The 23,387-nt window shown below is 59.9% G+C and carries 26 protein-coding genes; 9 read left to right on the top strand and 17 right to left on the bottom strand.

The genetic code is table 11. From position 1 onward, the window contains the following. Positions 1-27: 27 nt before the first annotated feature. The 4 genes from WA225_RS12560 to WA225_RS12575 form a co-directional block, all read right to left on the bottom strand. A complete protein-coding gene (locus WA225_RS12560; protein ID WP_422608144.1) occupies positions 28-1,191 on the bottom strand; it encodes an EAL domain-containing protein in 1,164 nt (387 codons plus the stop codon). Between the two features lie 124 nt (positions 1,192-1,315). Then, positions 1,316-1,654, bottom strand: a complete 339-nt coding sequence (locus WA225_RS12565; protein WP_422608145.1) for a hypothetical protein — start codon at positions 1,652-1,654, stop codon at positions 1,316-1,318. Further along, complete coding sequence (locus tag WA225_RS12570) at positions 1,651-2,037, bottom strand: phage holin family protein (RefSeq protein WP_422608146.1); 387 nt, start codon at positions 2,035-2,037, stop codon at positions 1,651-1,653. The genes WA225_RS12565 and WA225_RS12570 overlap by 4 nt, the downstream gene beginning before the upstream one ends. Before the next feature lie 2 nt (positions 2,038-2,039). Continuing rightward, positions 2,040-2,354 (bottom strand): DUF883 family protein, encoded by a 315-nt coding sequence (locus tag WA225_RS12575; RefSeq protein WP_016985473.1) that lies wholly within the window; start codon positions 2,352-2,354, stop codon positions 2,040-2,042. 306 nt (positions 2,355-2,660) lie between these two features. Between WA225_RS12575 and WA225_RS12580 the strand changes: the two genes are divergently transcribed. Beyond that, positions 2,661-3,869 carry an ammonium transporter gene (locus WA225_RS12580; RefSeq protein WP_422608147.1) on the top strand — a complete coding sequence of 403 codons (1,209 nt, stop codon included), beginning with the start codon at positions 2,661-2,663 and terminating at the stop codon, positions 3,867-3,869. Here the strand turns inward: WA225_RS12580 and WA225_RS12585 are convergent. Continuing rightward, positions 3,866-5,578, bottom strand: coding sequence for a cation:proton antiporter (locus WA225_RS12585; RefSeq protein WP_422608148.1), 1,713 nt, complete (start codon positions 5,576-5,578; stop codon positions 3,866-3,868). The two genes, WA225_RS12580 and WA225_RS12585, sit on opposite strands and share 4 nt — an antisense overlap. 208 nt (positions 5,579-5,786) lie before the next feature. On the opposite strand from WA225_RS12585, the gene WA225_RS12590 reads away from it, so the two are divergent. The 3 genes from WA225_RS12590 to WA225_RS12600 all read left to right on the top strand — a co-directional run bounded on the left by WA225_RS12590 (position 5,787) and on the right by WA225_RS12600 (position 7,416). Next, a complete protein-coding gene (locus tag WA225_RS12590) occupies positions 5,787-6,023 on the top strand; it encodes a glutaredoxin family protein (RefSeq protein WP_422608149.1) in 237 nt (78 codons plus the stop codon). Between the two features lie 113 nt (positions 6,024-6,136). Further along, a complete protein-coding gene (locus WA225_RS12595) occupies positions 6,137-6,454 on the top strand; it encodes a transcriptional regulator (RefSeq protein WP_422608150.1) in 318 nt (105 codons plus the stop codon). 71 nt (positions 6,455-6,525) lie between these two features. Then, positions 6,526-7,416, top strand: coding sequence for a pseudouridine synthase (locus WA225_RS12600; RefSeq protein ID WP_422608151.1), 891 nt, complete (start codon positions 6,526-6,528; stop codon positions 7,414-7,416). Positions 7,417-7,494: 78 nt separating this feature from the next. On the opposite strand, the gene WA225_RS12605 is transcribed toward WA225_RS12600, so the two are convergent. Further along, complete coding sequence (locus WA225_RS12605) at positions 7,495-7,716, bottom strand: YgdI/YgdR family lipoprotein (protein WP_007908660.1); 222 nt, start codon at positions 7,714-7,716, stop codon at positions 7,495-7,497. Positions 7,717-7,794: 78 nt separating this feature from the next. Beyond that, positions 7,795-8,397, bottom strand: coding sequence for a molybdenum cofactor guanylyltransferase MobA (gene mobA / locus WA225_RS12610; protein WP_422608152.1), 603 nt, complete (start codon positions 8,395-8,397; stop codon positions 7,795-7,797). A gap of 81 nt (positions 8,398-8,478) precedes the next feature. Here mobA and moaB point away from each other — a divergent pair, with 81 nt between their 5' ends. Next, complete coding sequence (gene moaB / locus WA225_RS12615) at positions 8,479-9,018, top strand: molybdenum cofactor biosynthesis protein B (RefSeq protein ID WP_422608153.1); 540 nt, start codon at positions 8,479-8,481, stop codon at positions 9,016-9,018. Then, a complete protein-coding gene (gene glp / locus WA225_RS12620; protein ID WP_422608154.1) occupies positions 9,002-10,228 on the top strand; it encodes a gephyrin-like molybdotransferase Glp in 1,227 nt (408 codons plus the stop codon). The genes moaB and glp overlap by 17 nt, the downstream gene beginning before the upstream one ends. A 60-nt stretch (positions 10,229-10,288) precedes the next feature. Here the strand turns inward: glp and WA225_RS12625 are convergent, their stop codons facing one another. After that, on the bottom strand, positions 10,289-10,597 hold the full coding sequence (locus WA225_RS12625; protein WP_422608221.1) for a hypothetical protein: 309 nt from the start codon (positions 10,595-10,597) through the stop codon (positions 10,289-10,291). Between the two features lie 315 nt (positions 10,598-10,912). Between WA225_RS12625 and yegS the strand changes: the two genes are divergently transcribed. Continuing rightward, a complete protein-coding gene (gene yegS, locus WA225_RS12630) occupies positions 10,913-11,830 on the top strand; it encodes a lipid kinase YegS (RefSeq protein WP_422608155.1) in 918 nt (305 codons plus the stop codon). Here the strand turns inward: yegS and WA225_RS12635 are convergent. The 3 genes from WA225_RS12635 to WA225_RS12645 all read right to left on the bottom strand — a co-directional run bounded on the left by WA225_RS12635 (position 11,814) and on the right by WA225_RS12645 (position 14,324). After that, on the bottom strand, positions 11,814-12,473 hold the full coding sequence (locus WA225_RS12635; RefSeq protein WP_422608156.1) for a response regulator: 660 nt from the start codon (positions 12,471-12,473) through the stop codon (positions 11,814-11,816). The genes yegS and WA225_RS12635 overlap by 17 nt on opposite strands. Then, positions 12,470-13,363, bottom strand: a complete 894-nt coding sequence (locus WA225_RS12640) for a sensor histidine kinase (RefSeq protein WP_422608222.1) — start codon at positions 13,361-13,363, stop codon at positions 12,470-12,472. The genes WA225_RS12635 and WA225_RS12640 overlap by 4 nt, the downstream gene beginning before the upstream one ends. A gap of 490 nt (positions 13,364-13,853) precedes the next feature. Beyond that, a complete protein-coding gene (locus tag WA225_RS12645) occupies positions 13,854-14,324 on the bottom strand; it encodes a hypothetical protein (RefSeq protein ID WP_422608157.1) in 471 nt (156 codons plus the stop codon). A 453-nt stretch (positions 14,325-14,777) separates the two neighbouring features. Between WA225_RS12645 and WA225_RS12650 the strand changes: the two genes are divergently transcribed. Further along, a complete protein-coding gene (locus WA225_RS12650; protein WP_064391361.1) occupies positions 14,778-15,713 on the top strand; it encodes a chemotaxis protein CheV in 936 nt (311 codons plus the stop codon). A gap of 112 nt (positions 15,714-15,825) precedes the next feature. After that, positions 15,826-16,632: an MOSC domain-containing protein gene (locus tag WA225_RS12655; RefSeq protein ID WP_422608158.1), complete on the top strand. Its 807-nt coding sequence runs from the start codon at positions 15,826-15,828 to the stop codon at positions 16,630-16,632. 70 nt (positions 16,633-16,702) lie between these two features. Here the strand turns inward: WA225_RS12655 and WA225_RS12660 are convergent, their stop codons facing one another. The 6 genes from WA225_RS12660 to atuC form a co-directional block, all read right to left on the bottom strand. Next, positions 16,703-16,987, bottom strand: a complete 285-nt coding sequence (locus tag WA225_RS12660; RefSeq protein ID WP_003226701.1) for a pyrimidine/purine nucleoside phosphorylase — start codon at positions 16,985-16,987, stop codon at positions 16,703-16,705. Between the two features lie 105 nt (positions 16,988-17,092). After that, entirely contained in the window at positions 17,093-17,635 is a 543-nt protein-coding gene (locus WA225_RS12665) for an exonuclease domain-containing protein (RefSeq protein ID WP_422608159.1), read from the bottom strand. Between the two features lie 70 nt (positions 17,636-17,705). After that, a complete protein-coding gene (locus WA225_RS12670; RefSeq protein ID WP_422608160.1) occupies positions 17,706-19,667 on the bottom strand; it encodes an acetyl-CoA carboxylase biotin carboxylase subunit in 1,962 nt (653 codons plus the stop codon). Between the two features lie 118 nt (positions 19,668-19,785). Further along, positions 19,786-20,583 carry an enoyl-CoA hydratase/isomerase family protein gene (locus WA225_RS12675; protein ID WP_422608161.1) on the bottom strand — a complete coding sequence of 266 codons (798 nt, stop codon included), beginning with the start codon at positions 20,581-20,583 and terminating at the stop codon, positions 19,786-19,788. Further along, the gene (atuD, locus tag WA225_RS12680; protein WP_422608162.1) at positions 20,580-21,737 is read right to left on the bottom strand and encodes a citronellyl-CoA dehydrogenase; all 1,158 of its coding nucleotides are present in this window, start codon (positions 21,735-21,737) and stop codon (positions 20,580-20,582) included. Before atuD ends, WA225_RS12675 begins: the two co-directional genes overlap by 4 nt. Positions 21,738-21,767: 30 nt before the next feature. Continuing rightward, complete coding sequence (gene atuC / locus WA225_RS12685) at positions 21,768-23,384, bottom strand: geranyl-CoA carboxylase subunit beta (RefSeq protein WP_422608163.1); 1,617 nt, start codon at positions 23,382-23,384, stop codon at positions 21,768-21,770. Between the last annotated feature and the right edge of the window lie 3 nt (positions 23,385-23,387).

The raw sequence follows: 23,387 nt of genomic DNA on the forward strand, positions 1-23,387 counted from the left end.
GGTTCATGCCGATGCCTGCAAGCGGAACTACAGTCCCGCGGCATCTATATCGATCAGCAGCAACCGCTCGCCGTTATCGAAAAACTGCCCGGCAGTCAGGCAATACTGATTACTGGTGGCATCGCGGTAGGTGTTGGACAGGGTCAGGCGTCGCTCCTCCCAACCTTCGGCGAGCAGATGATAGAAGTAGGGACGCCACGACCAGTTGTGCCCCAGATAACGGTTATCGGCGACCCAGGCGTTGTGGCGCCACTCCAGATTCGGCGTCAGTTGCGTGCCGTGGCGATCACATTGATAAAACCGCAACAGCCATGGAAAGGCCGGCAAATGTGGCAGGGCACTGAGCGGTGCATGGGCCTGCGCCCAGCTTTGCAGGATCGCCATCAATTCGGCCAGTTGCTGGCGCATCTGCATCAACCGCCCGCGTTCGGCGAGTTTCTGCTGAACGTAGCGCTGGCGCAGTTCGGCGAAGCGCGGCACGAACGCGTCAGTGGCAAAGAACGCTTCTTGCGCCCGGGCGAACAGAAAGCCCTGTACGTAACGCGAGCCGCATTCGAGGGCGAAATTCAACTGCGCTTCTGTCTCGACGCCTTCGGCAATGATCCAGCAACCGGTCTTCTCGGCCATCTGCGCCAGTGCCTTGACCACGTCACTGCTCGGGCCACCCAATGCCGCCGCCTGGAACAGGCGCATGTCGAGTTTGAGGATGTCCGGTTGCAGCGCCAGCACGCGATCCAGTTGCGAATAGCCGGCACCAAAGTCATCGATCGCAATCCTCGCGCCGGCTTCGCGATAACGCGCGACCACCTCGGCCAGGCGCTGAATGTTGCCGCCCAACTCGGTGATCTCGAAAACAATGCGCTGCGCATCGACGCCGTTTCGCGCCAGTTGCTTGAGGCTGGGCAGGGCCTGATCGGCGCGCAGTCGGCTGATCCAGCGCGGCGACATGTTCAGGCTGAGAAACCAGTCTGCCGGGGCTTCGTGCAGACGGCTCAGGGCGTTGTCGCGGATCTGCCGGTCAAGACGCCGCAGAGCGATCGCCGGTGTACGCGGGTCGGCAAATAATGGCCCGACCGAGGTCAACTGGCCGTCATGCTGGCGCAGGCGACCGAGTGCTTCGACGCCTGCGATGCGTCCGGTGGCGGTATCGATGAAGGGCTGAAAGCAGGCGAGCGGTTGCCCGTCGATCACGGGGCCTCCTTAGTCGTTCTTGTTCTGGTTGAACCCCGCCGACCGGGTAGGCGTGCAGGATTGAACCTCTGGATACAGAGGTTCATCCCGCCGTCATTGCAAGAATGTAGCCAGATGCTTCGGTTCAGCGTTTAGTCGAGCTTTGCATCACCAGTTTAATCAGCGGCCCGAGGCTGGTGCCGAGACGGACCAACCGGGTCAAGCCACCGACGCCGCCGCTTTTCGCGCCTTTGCCGGTGAGAAAGCCCAACAGCGTGACCGCCGCCACGCCCCACAAGGGCGCGTGTTTGATGCCGAGGCCGTTATGCAGGTTTTGCGTCATGCCGCGCACCCGTTGCAAGGGTTGCAGGACTTGCCCGACTTCCTGACGGATTTCCTGACGATGCATTTCCATGCGCAGGCGAATCAACGCCTTGCGCATTTCCCGACGCGAGCTGTTGTGTGGCAGTTCAGGCAGGCTCATGGCAGCAGGCGCTCCCGATCATTGGCCAGCTCTTGGAGCGTGCCGTGGAAAGGCGAGGATTCATCGAAGATCGCTGCCTTGAGGCGTACCGCGCAGAAGATCGAGGCCAGGGTATAGAAAACGCACAGGCCGATGATCGCGGCCAGGCGATACGTGTCCCAGAACACGATCATGACCAAGGTCGATAACCCCACCAGCAATAGCAGGGCAAAGACCAGGGCCAGGCCTGCGAACAGTAACAGGCTGACGGTTCGTGATTTCTGCTCCTGCAACTCGATGCCGAACAACTCGACATGGCTGTGCAGCAGACCCAGAACGGCAGCGCCCAAACGCCGCGTGGAGGAGGCGGTGCCCGCAGTCGGGCCGGATTCACCGATCGACATAATCAGCGCCGAGTGGCCAGCAGGCCAATCAGGAAACCGACGCCGGCAGCGATACCGACGGCCTGCCAGGGATTTGCCGAAACGTAATCTTCAGTGGCAGTGACCGCTGCCTGACCGCGCTCGCGCAGGGTGTCTTCGGTCAGCTTCAGGGTTTCGCGGGCACGCAGCAGGCTGTCGTGAATCTGTTCACGCAGCTCATCTGCCTGGTCGCCGGCCAGAGTGGCGGTGTGCTCGAGCAACCGTTCGGTATCGGCGACCAGGGTCTGGAAGTCGTTCATGAGGATTTCTTGAGCAGTCTTTGCCTTGATGCTGGCCATGGTGGATCTCCGTAAGTGGCGTCTGATGCGTTCGAGTATGAGCCTTGCGCGAAGGTTCAGTACAAATGACTGGTACAACTTTTGCTGTGTCGTGGTGCGTCGCTCGGCAGCCGTGCGCTGTTGCCGGGCGTGTACGCCGCAAAACCTTAACTCAAATAATCCCGGTTCGTGTCAGGACATCGACCTCGTGCGCCAAAGCGGTTCATCGGACATCAGTCTCGGTGACTGCCGGGTCGCAACTTGGTGCATGAAGTGCCCGCATGAACCGCTTTGGTGCCTTTTTCGCCCCCCCAGGTCTGCCTATCCATGGAAAATCTGCAAAGCGCTGTGGACACGCTGGTTCACAGCTCCAATACGTTGTTCATTCTGATCGGCGCGGTGATGGTACTGGCGATGCACGCCGGTTTCGCTTTTCTGGAAGTCGGTACCGTGCGCCAGAAAAACCAGGTCAATGCGCTGTCGAAAATTCTCAGTGATTTTGCCGTCTCGACCCTGGCCTATTTCTTTATAGGCTATTGGATCTCTTACGGCGTGACGTTCATGCAACCGGCGGCGGTACTCAGTGCCGATCATGGCTATGGGCTGGTGAAGTTTTTCTTCCTGCTGACCTTTGCCGCGGCAATCCCGGCGATCATTTCCGGCGGCATTGCCGAGCGCGCGCGTTTCGTTCCGCAGTTGTGCGCCACGGCGCTGATCGTCGCGTTTATCTATCCGTTTTTCGAAGGGATGATCTGGAACGGCAACTATGGTCTGCAAGCCTGGCTGACGGCGCAGTTCGGCGCCGCTTTCCATGATTTCGCCGGTTCCGTGGTGGTGCATGCCATGGGCGGCTGGCTGGCACTGGCGGCGGTGTTGCTGCTCGGTCCGCGCAATGGTCGTTATCGCGACGGCCGTCTGGTGGCGTTTGCGCCGTCGAGCATTCCGTTTCTGGCGCTGGGTTCGTGGATCCTGATCGTCGGCTGGTTCGGCTTCAACGTGATGAGCGCGCAGACCCTGCAAGGTGTCAGCGGGCTGGTGGCCGTCAACTCGTTGATGGCGATGGTCGGCGGCACCGTGGCGGCGTTGATCGTCGGGCGCAATGACCCGGGCTTCCTGCACAACGGCCCGTTGGCCGGGTTGGTGGCGATCTGCGCCGGTTCCGATTTGATGCATCCGGTCGGTGCGTTGGTGACCGGTGCAATCGCCGGGGCATTGTTTGTCTGGTGCTTTACTGCCGCCCAGGTGAAATGGCGCATCGATGATGTGCTGGGTGTGTGGCCGTTGCACGGTTTGTGCGGGGTGTGGGGCGGCATCGCTTGTGGCATCTTCGGTCAGACCGCACTTGGCGGCCTCGGCGGCGTCAGCCTGATCAGCCAGTTGCTCGGCACCGCGCTCGGTGTCGTCGTTGCGCTGCTCGGTGGCTTCGTGGTTTACGGTGCGATCAAGGCGCTGCATGGTCTGCGCCTGAGCCAGGAACAGGAGTATTACGGCGCCGACCTGTCGCTGCACAAGATCGGCGCCGTGAGTCAGGATTAGGTTTCCTCATCGTCAGCCCCCGGGTAAAAGCCGTGCAGCAGGCGATAGCGGTCGATGCGCACCTGATCGACTTGCTCCTGCACCTGATGCGCCGGCAAGCCGAGCATGATCAAGGCGTGGGAAGCGAGCATCAGGCTCGACTCCAACAACTCCGGCACCACTTCATTGGCGCCGGCAGCTTTGAGTTCCGCCCATTGGCTGTCGTCGCGGGTGCGCACCAGAATCGGCACGTGGGCATTGAGCCGGCGCGCCTCCTTGAGGATGCGCAGGGCGACGTCACTCTGGTCGACGGCAATCACCAGTAGCCGGGCGCGCAGCAAGCCGACGGCGGTCAGCAGATCGCCGCGTGCCGAGTCGCCGTAGTGCACGTCACTTTCGCCACTGGCGGCTTCCTGGACCCGCACCGGATCGTTGTCCAGCGCAATGAAGGGCTGTCGCGCATTGCGCATGAAACGGCCAATGGATTGGCCGACCCGTCCGTACCCACAAATCACCACGTGCTTGTCGAGGTCGGCGTTGAGCGCGCTGATCTCCTCGATCTGCGCTTCCTGATTGGGTTTACGGTGCAGGGCGGCGGCAATCCGTGGGGCGGCGCGCAACAGCAGGGGGGTCAGCAGCATCGAGCAGAAGGTCGCCGCCAGGAGCAGCGCGCCCAACTCATCTGGCAGCAGGCTGTTTTGTTGCATCTGCGCCATCAGCGCAAAGCAGAATTCGCCACCCTGGGCCAAGGCCAGACCACTGCGCCAGGCGGTTTCGCTATCGCTGCCGCGCCACTTCACCAGCAGGCTGACGACAAGGCCTTTGATCACCATCAATCCGAGGGTCAGGCCGATAATCAGCACGCTGTGACTGACGAACAGTTGCAGGTCGATGAGCATGCCGATACTGACGAAAAATACCCCGAGCAGAATGTCGCGGAAGGGGCGGATGTCCGCCTCGATCTGATGGCGATAATGGCTTTCGCCCAGCAGCATGCCGGCGAGGAATGCGCCGAGGGCGGGGGACAGGCCGAGCAGGTGAGTCAGCCACGCGGTGAGCAGGACAATCACCAGCGCCAACAACACGAACAATTCTGCCGAGCGCGACGCCGCCACTTCATGGAACAGCCGCGGCAGCAAACAGCGACTGGCCAGCAACAGGCCGACAAACAGCACCACGGTTTTCGCCAGTGTCAGCGGCAGGGCCCAATACCAGGCCTGATCGCTACTGCCGGCGAACACCGGCACCAGGGTCAGCAACAAAACAGCGACCACGTCCTGAAACAGCAACACCCCGACCGCGTTCTGGCCATGACTGCTGAACACCTCACCGAGACTGCCCAGCTCTTTGGTCACGATCGCCGTGGATGACAGCGATAGCCCGGCGCCGAGCAACAGCGCAGGCGTCATCGGCATGCCCAACAACATCAGCAGCAGTCCCAGCACGGCGGTGCTGATCAAGACTTGCTGACTGCCCAGGCGGAACACCACCTGACGCAGGGCAATCATCTTCGACAGGGAGAATTCCAGCCCCAGCGAAAACAGCAGGAACACCACGCCAAGTTCAGCCACATCGGGCAGGTGCTCACTCTCGTTGACCCAATCGAATGCACTCGGCCCGACCAGTAATCCCACGCACAGATAACCCAGCACCGGTGGCAGCCGCAGGCGACGGAACAGGGCTATCACCACCAGGGACGAAGCGAGGATGATCAACAGATTGGCAAACACGAGACACTCCGATGTCAGGGCTTTGGCCTCTCAAGCGTAGAGGCAAAAAGCGCGGAAGCATCGCCTGATTGGCTTTTATGTGGACTGATTTGCGTCAGGATTTTGCGCATGAGCGGTTGTGGAGACACTGCAGCCTTTGAGCGGCGGTGGCTCGACGGGTTTTCGGCAGCGGCCTAGAATAGGCGCACTTATTGTCGGTGGAATGCCCATGCCTCCCGAATGTCAGCTGTTCGGCACTTTGGGGTGTCATTTGTGTGAAGTGGCTGAAGCCGAGCTGATGCCTTTTGTCGAGCATGGTCTGCTGGTGGAACTGGTGGATATCGCTGACGACGAAAGCTGGTTCGAGGCTTACAGCCTGCGCATCCCGGTGTTGCGCCGCGTCGACACCGGGGCGGAATTGGGCTGGCCGTTCAATGCCGATGAAGTCGTGGCGTTTTTGCGTTAATTCGTTGCGCCAGCGTCATCCCGCCGGTCGTCACCACACATCGATCCCTTGGCACTTCACGGTTTATTCGGTTACTGTATGTTCATACAGTAATTGGGTCAGAGGGACGAACCGTGGTCAATGTCGAACAGTTGAAGAACAGCGTGAACCGCATGTCGGTTGACGTGGTGCGCGAGGCCGTCCTCGAATTGCGCCTGGACGGGTTGGTCACGGAAGGCAAGACGCCCTTCAACAAGCTGCATTTCAACACCTGCTTTGCCGAGATCGAGGCCTTGTTCCAGCGTGCCGGGTATCACAGGCAACTGGATGTGGTCGGTTATCAGGGCCTGATGTACGCCTTGTATGACCCGGGCCGTTGGGAAGCGGTTGACGTGCTGCGCTGGCTCAAGGAGTTCACCGACGCAGCGGCGCTCAAGTCGATACCGGCCTGAGGAATCTGCGCTAGGTTCGTTGCCTTCTGTGTTGGATAATGCCGGCCTGCATTGAGGGTTCGAATCTCCGTATGTCCGCATCTACATTCTCTGCTGCGCAGAATCAGGCCAGCACGCTTTATCTGCCACCGGGCCACTGGCTGACCGTACTCGATTGTCTGTGCGAGCACTTCAGCGCCATTGGCCGCGAGCAATGGCTGGACCGCATCGCGCGCGGTCGTGTGCTGGATGGTCAGGGGCAACCGATCACGGTGGATTTGCCTTACAAGGAAGGCCTGCGGATTCATTACTTTCGCGAAGTGCCGGACGAAAAACCGATTCCCGTACTGGAGTCGATTCTGTATGCCGATGAGCATCTGGTGGTCGCCGACAAGCCGCATTTCCTGCCGGTGACGCCTGCGGGCGAATATGTCGAGCAAACACTGCTGCGCCGTTTGATCCGCCGCCTGGACAATCCCCACTTGGTGCCGCTGCACAGGATTGACCGCCACACGGCTGGGCTGGTGATCTTCTCGGCCAACCCACAAACGCGCTCTGCCTATCAGTCATTGTTCCCGACGCGGCAGATCGACAAGCGCTATGAAGCCATCGCGCCGGCATTGCCGCAGCTGAATTTTCCGCTGGTGCACAAAAGCCGCCTGGTCGATGGCGAACCGTTTTTCCGCATGCAGGAAGGACCGGGCGCCAGCAATACCGAAACGGCAGTGGAGGTTCGCGAGAAGAACGGCGATCTTTGGCGGTATGGCCTGTTTCCGGTGACCGGCAAAAAGCATCAACTGCGTGTGCACATGACCGCGCTGGGAGCGAGCATCTGTAACGATCCGTTTTATCCGCACGTGTTGAAAGACGTTGAAGATGACTACGCCAACCCGTTGAAGCTGCTGGCGCAAGGGTTGCGATTCATTGACCCGGTGACTGGCGAGGTGCGCGAATTCGAAAGTCGCATCACCCTGCAATGGTGACATCCCGTGTACTTTTCGAACGCCCATGAAAAAGCCCGCATTAATGCGGGCTTTTTGTATCGGGTGTCGACCCAGAGCTTACAGCTCTTTAACGGTACGAACCTGATCCTTGTTGATGCGAGTTTCTTTGCCGTCGAGCTGTTTGAACTCGTAGAAACCCGAATCGTCATCGTATTTCGGGGTGTCGACGGCCTGGATTTCGCGACCGTCATTCAAGGTGATCACTGTAGGCGACGAGCAACCGGCGAGGGTAGCCAGGCCCAGTGCGAGCATGAAAGTGGCGAGGGTCCGTTGAGTCATGGGTGTGTCTCCGAATGGGAATTCTTTTGGTTACTGAGCTTGAGACGTATACAAGGCGTGAGAGTTCCTTGAATGGTGTCAGTCTGACACAGTGTTGTGCGAATTTAACAGTTCGGGGGTGTTCAGGTTGGCCAGACGCGGATCGTTGTCCGGGCATTCCAGCGCCGTCGCGCCCAGACTGCGCATGACCCGGCCGGGGCTGCGTTCACCGGCGTTCCAGGCGGTTTCGAATGCCGGCAGCAGGTCGACCGGAATCACGCATAACAGCGGTTCCCAATGCTCGTCGTGGCGCAACATTAAAGGTTTGTCAGGATTCAAATGGGCGGCTTCGCGCATGCTGTGCAGCAAGGCTGCGTCAATTCGCGGGACATCACAGGGCAAGACCAACAGATGCCTGTGGTGCGCGGCTTTCAGGCCGGCACGAATACCGGCCAAGGGCCCTGGAAAGTCGCCCTCGTCATCGACCACCAATTGATCGGCGAATGGCGCATATCGCTCACGATTGCGATTGCAGGAGATGATCAGGTCGTCAGTCAGCCCACGTGCCTTGCGCTGCACATGCGCAATCAACGGCTCGCCCAGCCACTCGACCAAGCCCTTGTCCTGACCGCCCATGCGTTGGCCGCGGCCACCGGCCAGCAGCAGAATGGAGCAGGGCGGCAGTTGAGTATTCAAAGTCATGGCAGCTCTGCGGCGGGTCGGCGGAAAATGGGGGCGCTGTGATATAACACCGGGCTGTTTCTCCTATAACTGGACGAGCCTATGAAAGCTAAGGCTGATGTACCTTTCGTGCCGCTCAATATAGCGGTGCTGACTGTCAGCGATACCCGAACGCTGGAAACCGACACTTCAGGCCAGGTCTTCGTCGACCGTTTGACGGCGGCCGGCCACCATCTGGCGGCGCGGGTTCTGCTTAAAGATGACCTCTACAAAATTCGCGCGCAAGTCGCCAACTGGATTGCCGACGATGTCGTGCAGGTTGTGCTGATCACCGGCGGCACCGGTTTCACCGGACGCGACAGTACGCCGGAAGCGGTGGCTTGTCTGCTCGACAAACAGGTTGATGGATTTGGTGAGTTGTTCCGCCAGATTTCCGTGGCAGATATTGGCACCTCGACCGTGCAATCGCGAGCATTGGCCGGCTTGGCCAATGGCACTCTGGTGTGCTGCCTGCCGGGTTCGACCAATGCGGTACGCACCGGTTGGGACGGCATACTCGGTGAGCAACTGGATGCGCGTCATCGTCCGTGCAATTTCGTTGCCCATTTGAAACAGGCAGCGCCTTGTGAATCCCGTGGGTAAGCCGGGCAAGACCGGCAGTTTGATGCCCGTCGAGGTGGCGTTGGCGCGCCTGCTGGAAATGGCTGAAGCCTCGCCCATTGTCGAGCATGAAATTTTGCCACTGGCTCAAGCCGAGGGGCGCGTGCTCGGTGAAAATCTGCTGTCGACGCTGGATCTGCCGCCCTGGCCCAATAGCGCCATGGATGGCTATGCGCTGAACCTGGCCGACTGGACGGGTGAACCGCTGCCGGTCAGCCAGAAAGTGTTCGCCGGGCAGGCCCCCGAACCACTGAAGCCAGGCACCTGTGCGCGGATCTTCACCGGGGCACCGGTGCCTGCGGGCGCCGATTGCGTAGAGATGCAGGAAAACGCTGAGGTGCAGGCCGATGGCCGGGTGCGCTTTATCGAAGCGATGAGCATCGGGCAGAACATCCGTGCGCAGGGCCAGGAAACAACCGTCGGTGAGCTGGTCCTTACTGGGGGGACCCGGCTGGGACCGATTGAGCTGGGTCTGTGCGCCTCGCTGGGCTGCGCCACGCTGCAGGTTGTGCGCAAGGTCCGTGTTGCGGTGATTTCCACCGGCGACGAACTGGTCGAGCCGGGCCAGGCATTAGGGCCTGGGCAGATATACAACAGCAACCGGGTCGTCCTGTGCAGTTGGTTGCAGCGTCTGGGTTGTGAAGTGGTCGACGCCGGTATTCTCCCCGATGATCTGGCCGCCACTCGTGCCCGTCTGGGGGAGTTGCAGGACGTTGATCTGATCCTTTCCACCGGCGGTGTGTCCGTGGGCGAAGCGGATTTCCTCGGTATCGCCTTGAGAGAGGAGGGGGAACTGACCCTCTGGAAACTCGCCATCAAACCGGGAAAACCCCTGACGTTCGGCCATTTCCGCAACGTTCCGGTGATCGGCCTGCCGGGTAACCCGGCTTCGACGCTGGTGACTTTTGCGCTGCTGACTCGACCGTATCTGTTGCGACGTCAGGGTGTGCAGGATGTCGAGCCGCTGAAGTTCAGCGTGCCGGCGGGCTTCGCCTGGCCGGTGGCCGGTAACCGGCGTGAGTACCTCAGAGGCCGCCTCGAGCAGGGGCGGGCGATTATCTATCGTAACCAGAGCTCCGGTGTGCTGCGCAGTGCTGCCTGGGCAGACGGTTTGGTGGAGGTGCTGGAAGGCCACACGTTGAATGAAGGTGACGCGGTGGTTTTCATTCCGCTGAGTGACCTTCTGGGTTAAGCCCTGTCTGGCGGGGGCAGGCGTCGGTCATAGCACCGGCGCCTGCCGATACTCGGCCGATCAATGACTGATCAGGGTCACGAGCTGGTCAAACCGGCTATTGGCGACCCAGCCGAGCAAACACAGGACGACTGCTGTTGCACCTGCCGAATAGGCCAGGCGGTGTTTGATCGTTCTGACGTCACTGCGAACCTCGTCCATGTCCCGCCGAATGTATTTGAGGTGGGTTTCCAGCTCGGTCACACGAGGTTCCATCGCAATTTCTCCAGCGGTTCTGGCGCTTTTTCTAAAATCGGATTTGCTATCCGCGTGGCTGTCGTCGAGTGGCCCGACCGGGCTCACCGAAATTCTGGCTTCATGGCTGCGCATGGAAAAATCCGCCAGCCGCTTCAACGGTACGCCTGTGACCTTGTCCATCTGTCGAGCGGTAAAAGCTCTTCGGGGTGTATCCACTCATTACCTGCACATCCGTGTGTTGTTGAATTGAAGAGGGGGTGTCGCCAGCACACGGTGAAGCAATGGTTGAGGCGGGTCAATTGAGCCAATTCCTCAAATTCTGTATGAAAAAATACCGGTGTGTAGGACGCGGCGATCCGTTTCGCGAATTAATTGAAATGATTGCGGCTTTTTTGCGTGTTGCAGCGGTCAAGATGTTTCAACGAATTCAATTCAGGGAGTGACGTTATGAGTGAGCGCCGGGCGCTGTTGATCCTGCATGGCAAGCAAGCGCTGAACGAGGCGGTTCGCAGCGCAGTCGAGAAAAAGCGCCAACAAGGCTGGGAACTGGCGGTGCGCCTGACGTGGGAGGCGGGCGATGCCCAGCGTTGGGTCGAGCAGGCTTTGGCTGACGGTTACCGAAAAATCATTGCCGGAGGCGGAGACGGCACATTGCGTGATATCGCCGAAGCGCTCGCGGCGCGCCCGGGTGAGGCCAGTCTGGTGCTGTTGCCACTGGGCACGGCCAACGATTTTTCCCGCGCCGCCGGAATCCCGCTCGAGCCGGACGAGGCGCTTGAACTGTTGGATGTCCCGCCGCGGGATATCGATCTGGGTCGAGTCGGCGAGCAGATTTTCCTCAATATGGCCACCGGTGGTTTCGGCAGTCAGGTCACCGCCAATACCTCAGAGGACTTGAAAAAGGTTCTGGGCGGCGCGGCCTATCTGTTTACCGGTCTGTCGCGCTTCAGCGAGCTGCATGCCGCTTACGGGGAGTTGCAGGGCCCCGATTTCCATTGGAGCGGCGAGTTGCTGGCACTGGGTATCGGCAACGGCCGTCAGGCTGGGGGCGGGCATGTCTTGTGCCCGCAGGCGCTGGTCGACGATGGGTTACTGGATATCAGCATCTTGCCGGCGCCACAGGAGTTGGTTGGCACATTGAAGACGCTGCTCAGCGATGGATTCGGTATCGACAACATGTTTGTCCGGACCCGTTTGCCATGGGTCGAGATCAAGCTCGCCGAAGGGTTGTGCATCAATCTCGATGGCGAACCGCTGGAGGGTGACAGCCTGCGGTTCGAGGCGCGACCAGCGGCGCTGCGGGTGCATTTGCCGGAGCATTCTCCCTTGCTCGGTGGCCAGCGTGCGGTCAGTCGTCCAGACTGATGATCTGTTCGCGCACGGCGAACAGCACCAGACCCGCCACATCGTAGATCTGCAGGCGCTTCATGATCTGCGAGCGGTGGGTTTCGACGGTCTTGATACTCAAACCCAGACCATTGGCGATTTCCCGGGTGGATTTGCCACGGACAATCAGACGCAATATTTCCAGTTGGCGGGCGGTCAGATTGTGCGAATCGGTGGTGTCCGGTTGCTGCTTCTGATTGCGCGTCAGCGCCTGATTGATCACGGTGTGGGCAATGGCCGGGCTCAAGTAGCGCTCGTTGTTGCGCAAGGCTTCCAGCGCGTGTTCGAGTTCGGTGGCCGTGGTGTCCTTGAGCAGGTAGCCGTGAGCTCCGGATTCCAGTGCCTGCATGATCAGCGCCGGATCGGTGTGCATCGACAGGATCAACACTTTGCTCTGCGGGCGTACGCGCTTGAGCCTTTGCAGGGCTTCGAGGCCGCCGGTTTCTTTCATCGAGATATCCAGCAACACGATATCGGGACTCAGCTGCTCGACCATTTCGAGCAACTGCGAGCCGTCATTGGCTTCGCCAATCACCGCATAGCCAGGAATATCCAGCACCAGAGCGCGCACGCCGGCCCTGATCAGCGAGTGGTCATCCACCAGAAGTAAGTTACAAGTCAACGCATAACCTTATTCGTACTGGCCCGCTCGAGAGCTCGGGGCGCCCAGGGGAAAAGTGCTTCGATTCGAGTGCCTTTGCCCGGCTCGCTGCTGACGCTCAGGGTGCCACCCAATTGCTCGATCCGTTCGGCCATCCCGGCCATGCCTCGCTGTCCTTCTCGCCCCGGATCAACGGCCGGTGCGAATCCCAGGCCGTCATCGCTGATCAGTAACGTCAGGCCTTGCGGCAACCGTTGTACCCGAATCAGCAGATTTTTTGCCTGGGCGTGACGCAGAATATTGGTAACGGCTTCCTGGGTGATCCGGAAAGCGGCCACGGCCATTTCTTCCGGAATCCCGTTCAGGCGTTGCTGACAATCGAGGCTCCAGTGCACGTTGGTGTTGGTCATGGTCTTGAGCAGGTGCGCCCGCAGACTGGCTTCAAGACCCAGACTGGTCAATTGGCGCGGATTGAGAATGGCCGATACGTCACGCACTTTGTTCAGGGTTTCTTCAAGGGTGTCGCAAAGTACCGTGCATTGTTCCTGCAATTCTTCCGGCATCCGCCGCTTGAGCCATTCGCTCTGCAGCTTGGCGGCGGTCAGCAACTGACCGATATCGTCGTGCAGTTCACGACTGAGGCGGTGGCGTTCGTTTTCCTGAACTTCCAGCAAACGGTCGGCGAGTTCCTGCGGCTGAAACTTGATCGATTTGCGTGACAGTCGGTATTGCACCCACACGCATGCGGTTGCGGCAAGATTGAGCAGTAGCAGGCCCAGGCACAATGGCGCGGAAAAGCCATAGGTCAGCAGGCTGCCGAGGGCTGCCGCGATACACAGTATGAGTGTGAACCGGCGTGCATTTTCGCGCGAGGGTGGCCATGTGATGATTGACTTGAGGCTGGCGTACATAACGGATGGAGCCAATGGATGTTCGCTGCGGGTAGATCGACCGGTGGCGGGCGGATCTCTGTCTGGAAATACTGTCAATTATGTTATGGCTTTCAAGGCTGGGCAGTAATGGACAGTTGACGGCCAACTTGGAATTACGCCGATCACTGGAGTCACTGTGCCATTAATTGAAAGCAACTAATCGGCGGCATAATACCACTTAAGATACCGTTGGTCGCGTTTGCTATATATGTCCATTGGGTCAGGAAATACACCACGTTGGACGCAAGTTCCATAATGGAAAAGGTGTTTTATTGTGTTCCCTGAATAGCGCCTGAGCTAAAGTTGAGTTGATTACTCAGACACAGGTAAACCCTGAGGTCGGCGGACATTATTCGCATGGGGCAGGTGAAATTATTTAGTTCGGTTTGTCGCTGGCAGGTATGAACTATTCAATTGCGACATTCGTGGGTGCTGGCTTTTCGCATCGCCCGATGCAGGCTCGTGTCGTTCAGGCCTGCCGTTCCGAGTAGCTGAGAGGCGGCAAACGTTTGCTCGTCATCGACGGCTTGAACGGGCTTTGGCTGACCTGGAGGGCGAACGCTTCGATCAGGGCGGCCTGTTCGCTTTCATCAAGGCTGAGTTGTCCGGTGCGCGGGTCGACCAGTTCCAGTTGCCAGGCGATCAAGGTAAAGCAGTCTTGCAATGCTTGCAGCGCCTGTTCATGCAGGTTGACATGAGCCTGTGCGCCATTGAGCAGGTCGTGGAGGTGCAGGGAGAACTCCGAAACAGCCTCCAGTGCCAGAGCCTGAGCCCTGTTCGCCAGTTTCAGCAGCGTGCTGAGCATGCAGTCGATGGCGTCCTTGTCATTGCTGATCAATTGCAGATGACTGAGGCATTCTTCGGACTTGGCCAGGAGCGTTTCGGCCTCGACGAGAAATTCGGGGAACCGCTGGGTCCACTCTTTACGGTCGATCGGCATGTTTATCTCCACAACGTCATGTCTGATGAGGGAATGCCGTGTGTGCCGACGGTCATGAACCGACGCGAGATCGCGCCCCGCTGCGCAGGTGCACAGATCCGGGGTTTCGAGAGGATGTGTTTCCACTGACCTGCGATCGCACACAATAGCCTGACTCCGTTCATGCAATGAGAATGGCGTCACATTAATGGCTATTGGATATTGCGAACATCAGGTTAGGCCTGATTGTTACTAGGGGATTCCCTTAGGCGCGGGAACCTAACGTGCGAACTGAGGTCGCGCCGTAAAGAATGTAGCAGATGAAAATCACCGGTCCAGTAAACCATGATGTTAATGTGACATCAATGCCCGGATATGGCATTTTGCTGGCGAATTTTGCAGGAATCAAGATTCGCCATTCGCAGCCGATAACCCCTCATAGTGAATTCATCAGTACAAGCCCAGGAGTCATTGATGGCCGGCATTCTCGACACGGTAGACCAACGCACGCAACTAGTGGGTGAGAATCGCCTGGAAATTCTCATGTTTCGACTGGCCGGGCGGCAATTGTTCGCGATCAACGTGTTCAAGGTGCAGGAAGTGCTGCAGCTGCCCAAGCTGACCCTGATGCCACAGCGCCACCCGTTCGTCTGCGGCGTGGTCAATCTGCGTGGCCAGACGCTGCCGGTGATCGACCTGTCGCAGGCGATCGGCATGCGCCCACTGGTGCCGGGTCCGAACAGCACGATCATCGTCACCGAGTACAACCGTTCGGTACAGGCCTTCCTGGTCGGTGGCGTGGACCGCATCGTCAACATGAACTGGGAAGCGATCCTGCCACCGCCGACCAGCGCCGGCCGCCAGCATTATCTGACCGCCATCAGCAAGGTCGACGATCAATTGGTGGAGATCATCGACGTCGAGAAAGTCCTCGCGGAGATCGTCCCGTACAACGCCAAAGTGTCGCGTGAAAAGCTTGATGATCCCGTGCTGGAGCGCGCGCGTGGCCGTGAAGTGCTGCTGGTGGACGACTCCAACGTGGCCCTTTCGCAATTGCGTGACACCCTCGGCCAGCTCGGCGTGAAGATGCACATTGCCAGCGATGGTCTGAAGGCGCTGAACATGCTCAAGGCTTGGGCCGATACCGGCGTGAACATGACCGACAAGCTGCTGATGATTTTCACCGACGCGGAAATGCCGGAGATGGACGGCTATCGTCTGACCACTGAAATCCGTAACGACCCGCGCCTGCGTGGCCTGTACGTGGTACTGCACACCTCGCTGTCCGGCAGCTTCAACGACTCGATGGTGAAGAAGGTCGGCTGCGACAACTTCCTCTCCAAATTTCAGCCGGACAAACTGGTCGACGTGGTGCGCCAGCGCTTGATGCTCGACGAGGTGCCAGCCTGATAAAGGCTGAACAAGGTTGTATTGCTGGCGGGATTGAAGTGCGCGAATTCAAGCTTTGATTCGCGGATAAAGCTCGTATAGGGTGGCGTTTTTATCCTCCAGGGAGCTGGCCATGCTGCGTCTGAGCGCGCTTTATCGTTACCCGTTGAAATCCGGCAAAGTCGATGTTCTGCAAAGCGTCGACCTCGACAAGCTGGGGCTCGACGGCGACCGACGCTGGATGCTCGTGGATGAAGCCAGTGGCCGCTTCCTGACCCAGCGCGCCGAAGCGAAGATGAGTCAGCTGTCGGCATTGTGGAACGCGCAGGGCGGTCTGACCCTCAGTGCGCCAGAACAATCGTCCATCGAAATCGCTTTGCCGGGCAACGACGCCGAACTGCGCGGCGTGACCATCTGGCGCGACACCTTGCGTGTGCCGGATGCTGGCGACGAGGCGGCGCGCTGGGTCAGCGATTTCATTGGTAAGCCGACGCGTCTGGTGCAGGTGCCGCTGGATCGCGCCCGCACCACGCAAGCCGGCTACGGCAACGAGGATGACCAGGTCGCGTTCGCCGACGGATTTCCTTTGTTGTTGATCGGCGAGGCATCCCTGCAGGATCTGTCGAAAAAGGTCGGACGACCTTTGGAAATGCTGCGTTTTCGGCCGAATCTGGTCATTGAAGGCAGTGAGGCCTATGCCGAAGACAGTTGGAAGCGCATCCGCATCGGCGATGTCGAGTTGCGCGTGGTCAAGCCGTGTTCGCGCTGCATCCTCACCACCATCGACCCGCAAACCGGTGAGCGCAGTGCCGACCGCGAGCCGCTGGCCACCTTGCAGAAGTATCGCGCCGAAGCCGATGGCGCGATGTTCGGGCAGAATCTGGTGAATGACGGTAATGGTCGACTCGAAGTCGGCATGCCGGTGGAGATTCTCGAGTAATCCGCCACTGAAACGAAAATGCCCGTGTCTTTGGACACGGGCATTTTTTTATCGCCGTGAAACCGTGGCGTTAGCCGCGGTATTCGCACAGGTAAGCGGTGTCGACCGCCACCTTCAGCTGGAACTTGCTGTTGGCCGGGACATTGAACTGGCTGCCGGCGGCGAAGGTTTCCCAGTCGCTGCTGTCTGGCAGTTTGACGGTCAGTGCACCGGAGACCACGTGCATGATTTCACGCTGAGCGGTGCCGAATTCATATTCGCCCGGAGCCATGACGCCGATGGTCGCCGGACCTTCAGCGGTGCCAAAGGCGATCGACTTGACGGTACCGTCGAAGTACTCGTTGACTTTAAACATGGGCGATTCCTCGAAAAGGGTTAAAAAATGGAGGCGGCCAGTATGCACAAGGCGTTTGGCGCCGTCACCTGCCCGGCGTCTGTCCAGTGAGTTCTCGAATTGACCTTAGAGTGGCAATACCAGTGGCAATAGTCGCGCGGTATTGCGCGCATCTTCCAGCGCCCGGTGTTGCTGGCCACTGAACTGCATGCCGGCCAGTTGCAGTGCGCCGTTGAGCCCCAGCGGCCGCTCCAGGCGTCGGGCCTTGGCGAAGCGTTGTTTGAGGTTCATGTGCGGCACCCGGCTCAAGCCGCTGTCGATTTGCAGGCGCTGCCATTCCTGGAGCAATTGCTTGCGGTCGTAATCGCCCCAACTGGCCCAGCCCTCGAGGCGGGGCTGATGCTGGGCGAGCCAGCGTTCGAACGTCGGCCAGACCTCGTTCAGGGGCTGCGCCGCATCGATATTGGCTTGAGTGATGTGCGTGAGTTCGCGGCAAAATGGCGTCAGCAACGGCCGTCGTGTCGGTTTGACGAAGCGTTGAAAATGGTCCTGTTCGCGCCCGGCACGATCGACCAGCGTGGCGCCGATCTCGATAATTTCCATTTCGGTGACCGGCCAGCCCCCCTCATCGGTGGTGGCTTCCAGATCTATGACCAGCCAGTGTGGCATCGCAGGGTTCCTGATTTCCGCGTCCTGATTATTCAGAGCGTAGTCAAACCCTGCGTTTGCGCCTGGCTGACTACTCGACCTGCAACAGAACCTGACGATTTTTTACCTGATCGCCGACCTTGACCTGCACCCGCTTGAGCACGCCGTCGATGCCGGCCTTGAGCGGGTGCTCCATTTTCATTGCCTCCAGTACCACCAGCAACTGACCTTTGCTGACCGGGCTGCCTTCGCTGACCAGTACGTCGACAATGGCGCCGTCCATCGGTGCTTTCAAGGTGCCGGAACTGACGCTGCTCTGACTGTCGATCACGGCGTGAGTTCGATCCTCCAGGCGCAGGCTGCCGGGGTGGGTGAACAGCCAGAGTTGCTCGCCTTCCAGGCGATAGGCGTGACGTTGGCGCAAGCCGTCGATTTCCAGTGTCACCGAGTGGGCGTCGTGATCGATGAGTGTCAATTTCAGCGTGCGCTCGGCTATTTGCACGTTGAACACGCCTTGTCGCTCAGCAAGCAGTTGCACTGCCCAATGTTGTTCGTCGAGGCCGAGGCGATAATGCAGCGGCACACTGGCGTTATTGCGCCAGCCGCTCAGCGGCGCGCGATGACTGGCGGCGCAGGTTTGATAGAACAACACGGCAGCGATGGCCAGTTCCTCGGCATCGGGGGCGTAGCGTCGCAGGCAGGAGTGATCGCTGAAGTGCCGGGTGATAAACGCCGTGCTGAAGTCGCCACTGACGAACTGCGGATGTTGCAACAGGCTGACCAGCAGGCGCTGATTACTCTGCACGCCCAGCAACACCGTGTCCTGCACCGCGCGCAACAGTTTGCGCCGGGCCTCTTCACGGGTGGCACCATGGGCGATCAACTTGCCCAGCATCGGGTCATAGAACGGGCTGATCGACTGGCCTTCGCGCAAACCGTGATCAATGCGTGCGCCGTGTTGCTGTGCCGGTTCCCAGGCGGTGATGCGACCGGTTTGCGGCAGAAAATCCTGCGCAGGATCTTCGGCGTAAAGACGAACCTCCATCGCATGACCATCGAGCTGGACTTGCGCCTGAGTCAGCGGCAATGGCTGCCCTTCGGCAACTCGCAATTGCCACGCGACCAGATCCAGTCCGGTGATCAATTCGGTCACCGGGTGCTCGACTTGCAGGCGGGTATTCATCTCGAGAAAGTAGAACTGCCCGCGCGCGTCGAGCAGAAACTCCACGGTGCCGGCACCGACATAGTTCACCGCACGCCCGGCCTTGAGCGCGGCTTCGCCCATGGCCTGGCGCAGTTCGGCGGTCATCACCGGGCAGGGCGCCTCTTCGATGACTTTCTGATGACGGCGCTGCACTGAGCAATCGCGCTCGCCGAGATAGATCAGGTTACCGAACTGATCGCCGAACAGCTGCACTTCGACGTGTCGCGGTTCGATCAAGGCCTGTTCGAGAATCAGTTCGTCGCTGCCAAAACCGTTGAGTGCTTCAGAGCGGGCGGTGCGCAGTTGCGCGCTCAGATCCGCGGCGTTGTGGACCAGGCGCATGCCGCGGCCACCGCCGCCGGCGCTGGCCTTGATCATCAACGGATAGCCGATGCGTTCGGCCTCGTGCGACAGCGTTGCGTCGTCTTGTTCGGCACCCTGATAACCGGCAATGCATGGCACCCCGGCTTCGAGCATGGCGATTTTCGACCGGCGTTTGCTGCCCATCAGCTCGATGGCTTCGACGCTGGGACCGATGAACGTCAGGCCTGCCTGTTGGCAGGCGCGGGCGAATTCGGCGTTTTCCGAAAGAAAGCCGTAACCGGGGTGGATCGCATCGGCGCCGCTGCGGCGGGCGGCGTCGAGGATTGCCGGGATGCCGAGATAGGATTGTTGAACAGGAGACGGGCCGATGTGTACAGCTTGATCGGCCATTTGAACGTGCAGGGCATCGGTGTCGGCATCGCTGTAAACGGCGACGGTGCGATAACCCAAGGCCTGGGCGGTGCGCTGGATGCGGCAGGCGATTTCACCGCGGTTGGCGATCAGGATTTTCTGGATGGCAGGCATGGGCTGTTTCCTCGGAAGTTGCGTTGCATGTGCTGGCCTCATCGCGAGCAAGCTCGCTCCCACAGGTTTTGTTAACGACGCAAATTCCCTGTGGGAGCGGGCTTGCCAGCGATGCTTTTCAGGTAGCCCACCGCGGTTTCCGCTTCTGCACAAAAGCCATGGTGCCCTCGACACCTTCTTCGCCAGTCACTGCCTCGCTGAACCACCGAGCCGCCTCATCCAACAATTCACTCGACGGCTGGCCGGCACTGGCCAACAACAATTGCTTGGTCATGGCATTCGCCTCCGGCGCGCAACACAGCACGTGTTGCAGCACCTCATCGAGCCGCTCGGCCAATGCCTGTGCATCCTGCTCGACAAAATGCACCAGTCCCAGACGCCGTGCCTGATGGCCGTCAAAACGCGCAGCGGTCAGCGCCAGACGGCGGGTTTCGGTCAGGCCGATGCGCTGCACCACAAACGGCGCGATTTGCGCCGGCAGCAAACCGAGGCTGGTTTCCGGCAGGCCGAATTGCGCCTGATGATCGGCAATCGCGATATCGCTGACACACGCCAAACCGAAACCACCGCCCAGCACCGCGCCCTGCAGCACGGTGATCAGCACTTGCGGCGTGTGCTGTGCTTCTTGCAGCAGAGCGCCGAATGCGCGATTCAAATCACGGTAAGCCTCGACGCCCTGAGCGCGCGCATTGGCCATGTCCTTGATATCGCCGCCGGCACAGAAGTGCCCGCCGCTGCCGCTGAGCACCAAAGCCCGAACACTGCGCTCGTCGCGCACCGATGCCAGTACGGTGCGCAATTCACTGACCATTTGCAGGCTCATCGCATTACGGCTGTCTGGCCGATTGAGGGTGATGTGCAGCACGCCGCCATGCAGTTCCAGCAATAGCGTGTGGCATTCCGGCAGGCTGCTCATTTTTTTTTCCCCGGCAGGATGCCCATCAGTTTGCAGATGATCCCCAACATGATTTCGTCGGCGCCGCCGCCAATCGACACCAGTCGCACATCGCGATAGGCGCGGGCCACCGGGTTGTCCCACATGAAACCCATGCCGCCCCAATATTGCAGGCAACTGTCGCTGACTTCGCGGCCGAGGCGCCCGGCCTTGAGCTTGGCCATCGACGCCAGCCGCGTGACGTCCTGGCCTTTCACGTACTGCTCGGTGGCCTGGTAGACCAGCGCGCGCAGGCATTCGATTTCGGTTTGCAACTCGGCGAGGCGGAAGTGGATGACCTGATTGTCGATCAGCGCATTGCCGAAGGTCTTGCGCTCCTTGCAGTACTCGATGGTGCTGTCGACGCAGTATTCGAGGCCTTTGATCATGTTCGCCGCGCCGAACAGACGTTCTTCCTGAAACTGCAGCATCTGCATCATGAAACCGGCGCCTTCGTGGCCGATGCGGTTGCGCTGCGGTACGCGCACGTTGTCGAAAAACACCTGCGCAGTTTCAGAACTGCGCATGCCGAGCTTGTCCAGATGCGAACTGAGGCTGATCCCCGGCGTGTTCATCGGCACCATGATCAGCGACTTGTTGATGTGCGGTTTGTCGTCCGAGGTGTTGGCCAGCAGGCAGATGAAATCGGCGCTCGGCGAGTTGGTGATCCACATCTTGCTGCCATTGATCACGTAGTCGTCGCCGTCCTTGCGCGCGGTGGTCTTCAGCCCGGCAACATCGGAACCGGCGCCGACTTCGGATACACCGATGCAGCCGACCTGCTCACCGCTGATCGCCGGGCGCAGGAACTCTTCGCGCAATTCGTCGGAGCCGAAGCGGGCGAGGGCGGGGGTGCACATGTCGGTCTGCACGCCGATCGACATCGGAATGCCGCCGCAGTGAATGGTGCCGAACTCCTCGGCAGCGACAATCGAATAGCTGTAGTCGAGACCCATGCCGCCGAATTTTTCCGGTTTGGAAATCCCCAGTAAACCGAGGTCGCCGGCCTTGCGGAAAATCTCGTGGATGGGAAACCGCCCGGCCTTTTCCCAGTCGTCGACGTGTGGATTGATCTCATGTTCGACGAACTGACGGACAGTGCGGCGCAGCGCTTCATGTTCCGGGGTGAAGATCATTGTTATTGTTCTCCGTAAGGTCCGTGGTGGTCAGAACCGGCTGACGCCGAAGCTGTTGGGTTGCAGCGCGCGAATCTCGGCTTCGTGGCAAATGTCCAGCAAGTAGCCGAGCAGGGTGCGGGTGTCGCGCGGGTCAATCAGTCCGTCATCCCACAGGTTGGCGCTGCCGTAAAGCGCGGTGGACTGGCTGTCGAGTTTCTGCGCGGTGACCTGTTCGAGCATGTCGAGCATCTTCGGGTCCGGCGTCAAACCGTCCTTGAGCTGCTTGGCTTCGGTGACGATGCGCAGCACTTTGCCAGCCTGGGCGCCACCCATCACCGCGGTGCGGCTGTTCGGCCAGGCGAAGATGAAGCGCGGATCGAGACCGCGCCCGCACATCGCATAGTTGCCGGCACCGTAAGAGCCGCCGACGACAATCGTGAGTTTAGGCACCCGCGCGTTGGCCACCGCTTGAATCAGTTTCGAACCGTGTTTGATCACACCTTGCTGTTCCGATTCGGTGCCGACCATGAACCCTGTGGTGTTGTGGAAAAACAGCAGCGGCGTCTGGCTCTGATCGCACAACTGGATGAACTGCGCGGCTTTGCTTGCGCCGTTCGGGGTGATCGGACCGTTGTTGCCGATGAAGCCGCAGGCGCGGCCCTGAATCTTCAATTGGCCGCAAATGGTTTGCTGATCGAACTCGCCCTTGAATTCGAGAAAGCACGATTCGTCGGCAATGCGCGCGATGATTTCGCGCACGTCGTAAGGCTTTTTCGGATCGTCGGGGATCAACCCGAGCAGGTCTTCGATCGGGTAGAGCGGCTCTTTGTATTGTGGCTCCGGCAGCCACGGCAGTTGCTCGTTCCACGGCAGCATACGGAGAATTTCGCGCACCTGACGCACGCCATCGGCATCGTTTTCCGCCAGGTACTCGGCCGTTCCAGCGACCTGCGCGTGCATCTCGGCACCGCCGAGTTCTTCATCGGTGGCGACTTCACCGGTGGCGGCTTTGAGCAGCGGCGGGCCTGCGAGAAACAGCTTGGCCTTGCCGCGCACGACCACCACGTAATCCGACAGCCCCGGTTGATACGCGCCGCCCGCCGTGGCCGAGCCATGCACCACTGTGATCTGCGGCAAGCCCATTGCCGACATGCGTGCCTGATTGGCAAAACTGCGCGCGCCTTCGACGAAGATTTCCGCCGCGTAATTGAGGTTGGCGCCGCCGCTCTCCGCCAGGGTAATCACCGGGAGTTTGTTTTCCTGGGCGATCTGTTGCAGGCGCAGGGATTTCTTCAAGCCGCTTGGCGAGATGGTGCCGCCCTTGATGGCGCTGTTGTTCGCCACCACCAGCGCGCGAATGCCGGACACATAACCGATACCGGCGATCAGCCCGCCACCGGCGGCACTGCCGTCCTTATCGTCGTGCAGTTTGTAGCCGGCAAGGCTGGCCAGTTCGAGAAACGGCGCGCCGGGATCTAGTAGGAGGTTGAGGCGTTCGCGGGGCAACAGTTGCCCGCGTTTGTCGAATTTGGCTTTGGCTTCGGCAGCCTTGTTCAGCAGGTTCTGTTCGAGTTGCTGCACCTGCTCGATGGCCGCAAGCATCGCTGCACGATTGCGAGCAAACGCTTCGTTGTGCGGGTCGAGTTGGGAGTGGATCTGCGGCATGGC

Source organism: Pseudomonas sp. (assembly GCF_049300855.1).
Classification (GTDB): Bacteria; Pseudomonadota; Gammaproteobacteria; order Pseudomonadales; family Pseudomonadaceae; genus Aquipseudomonas.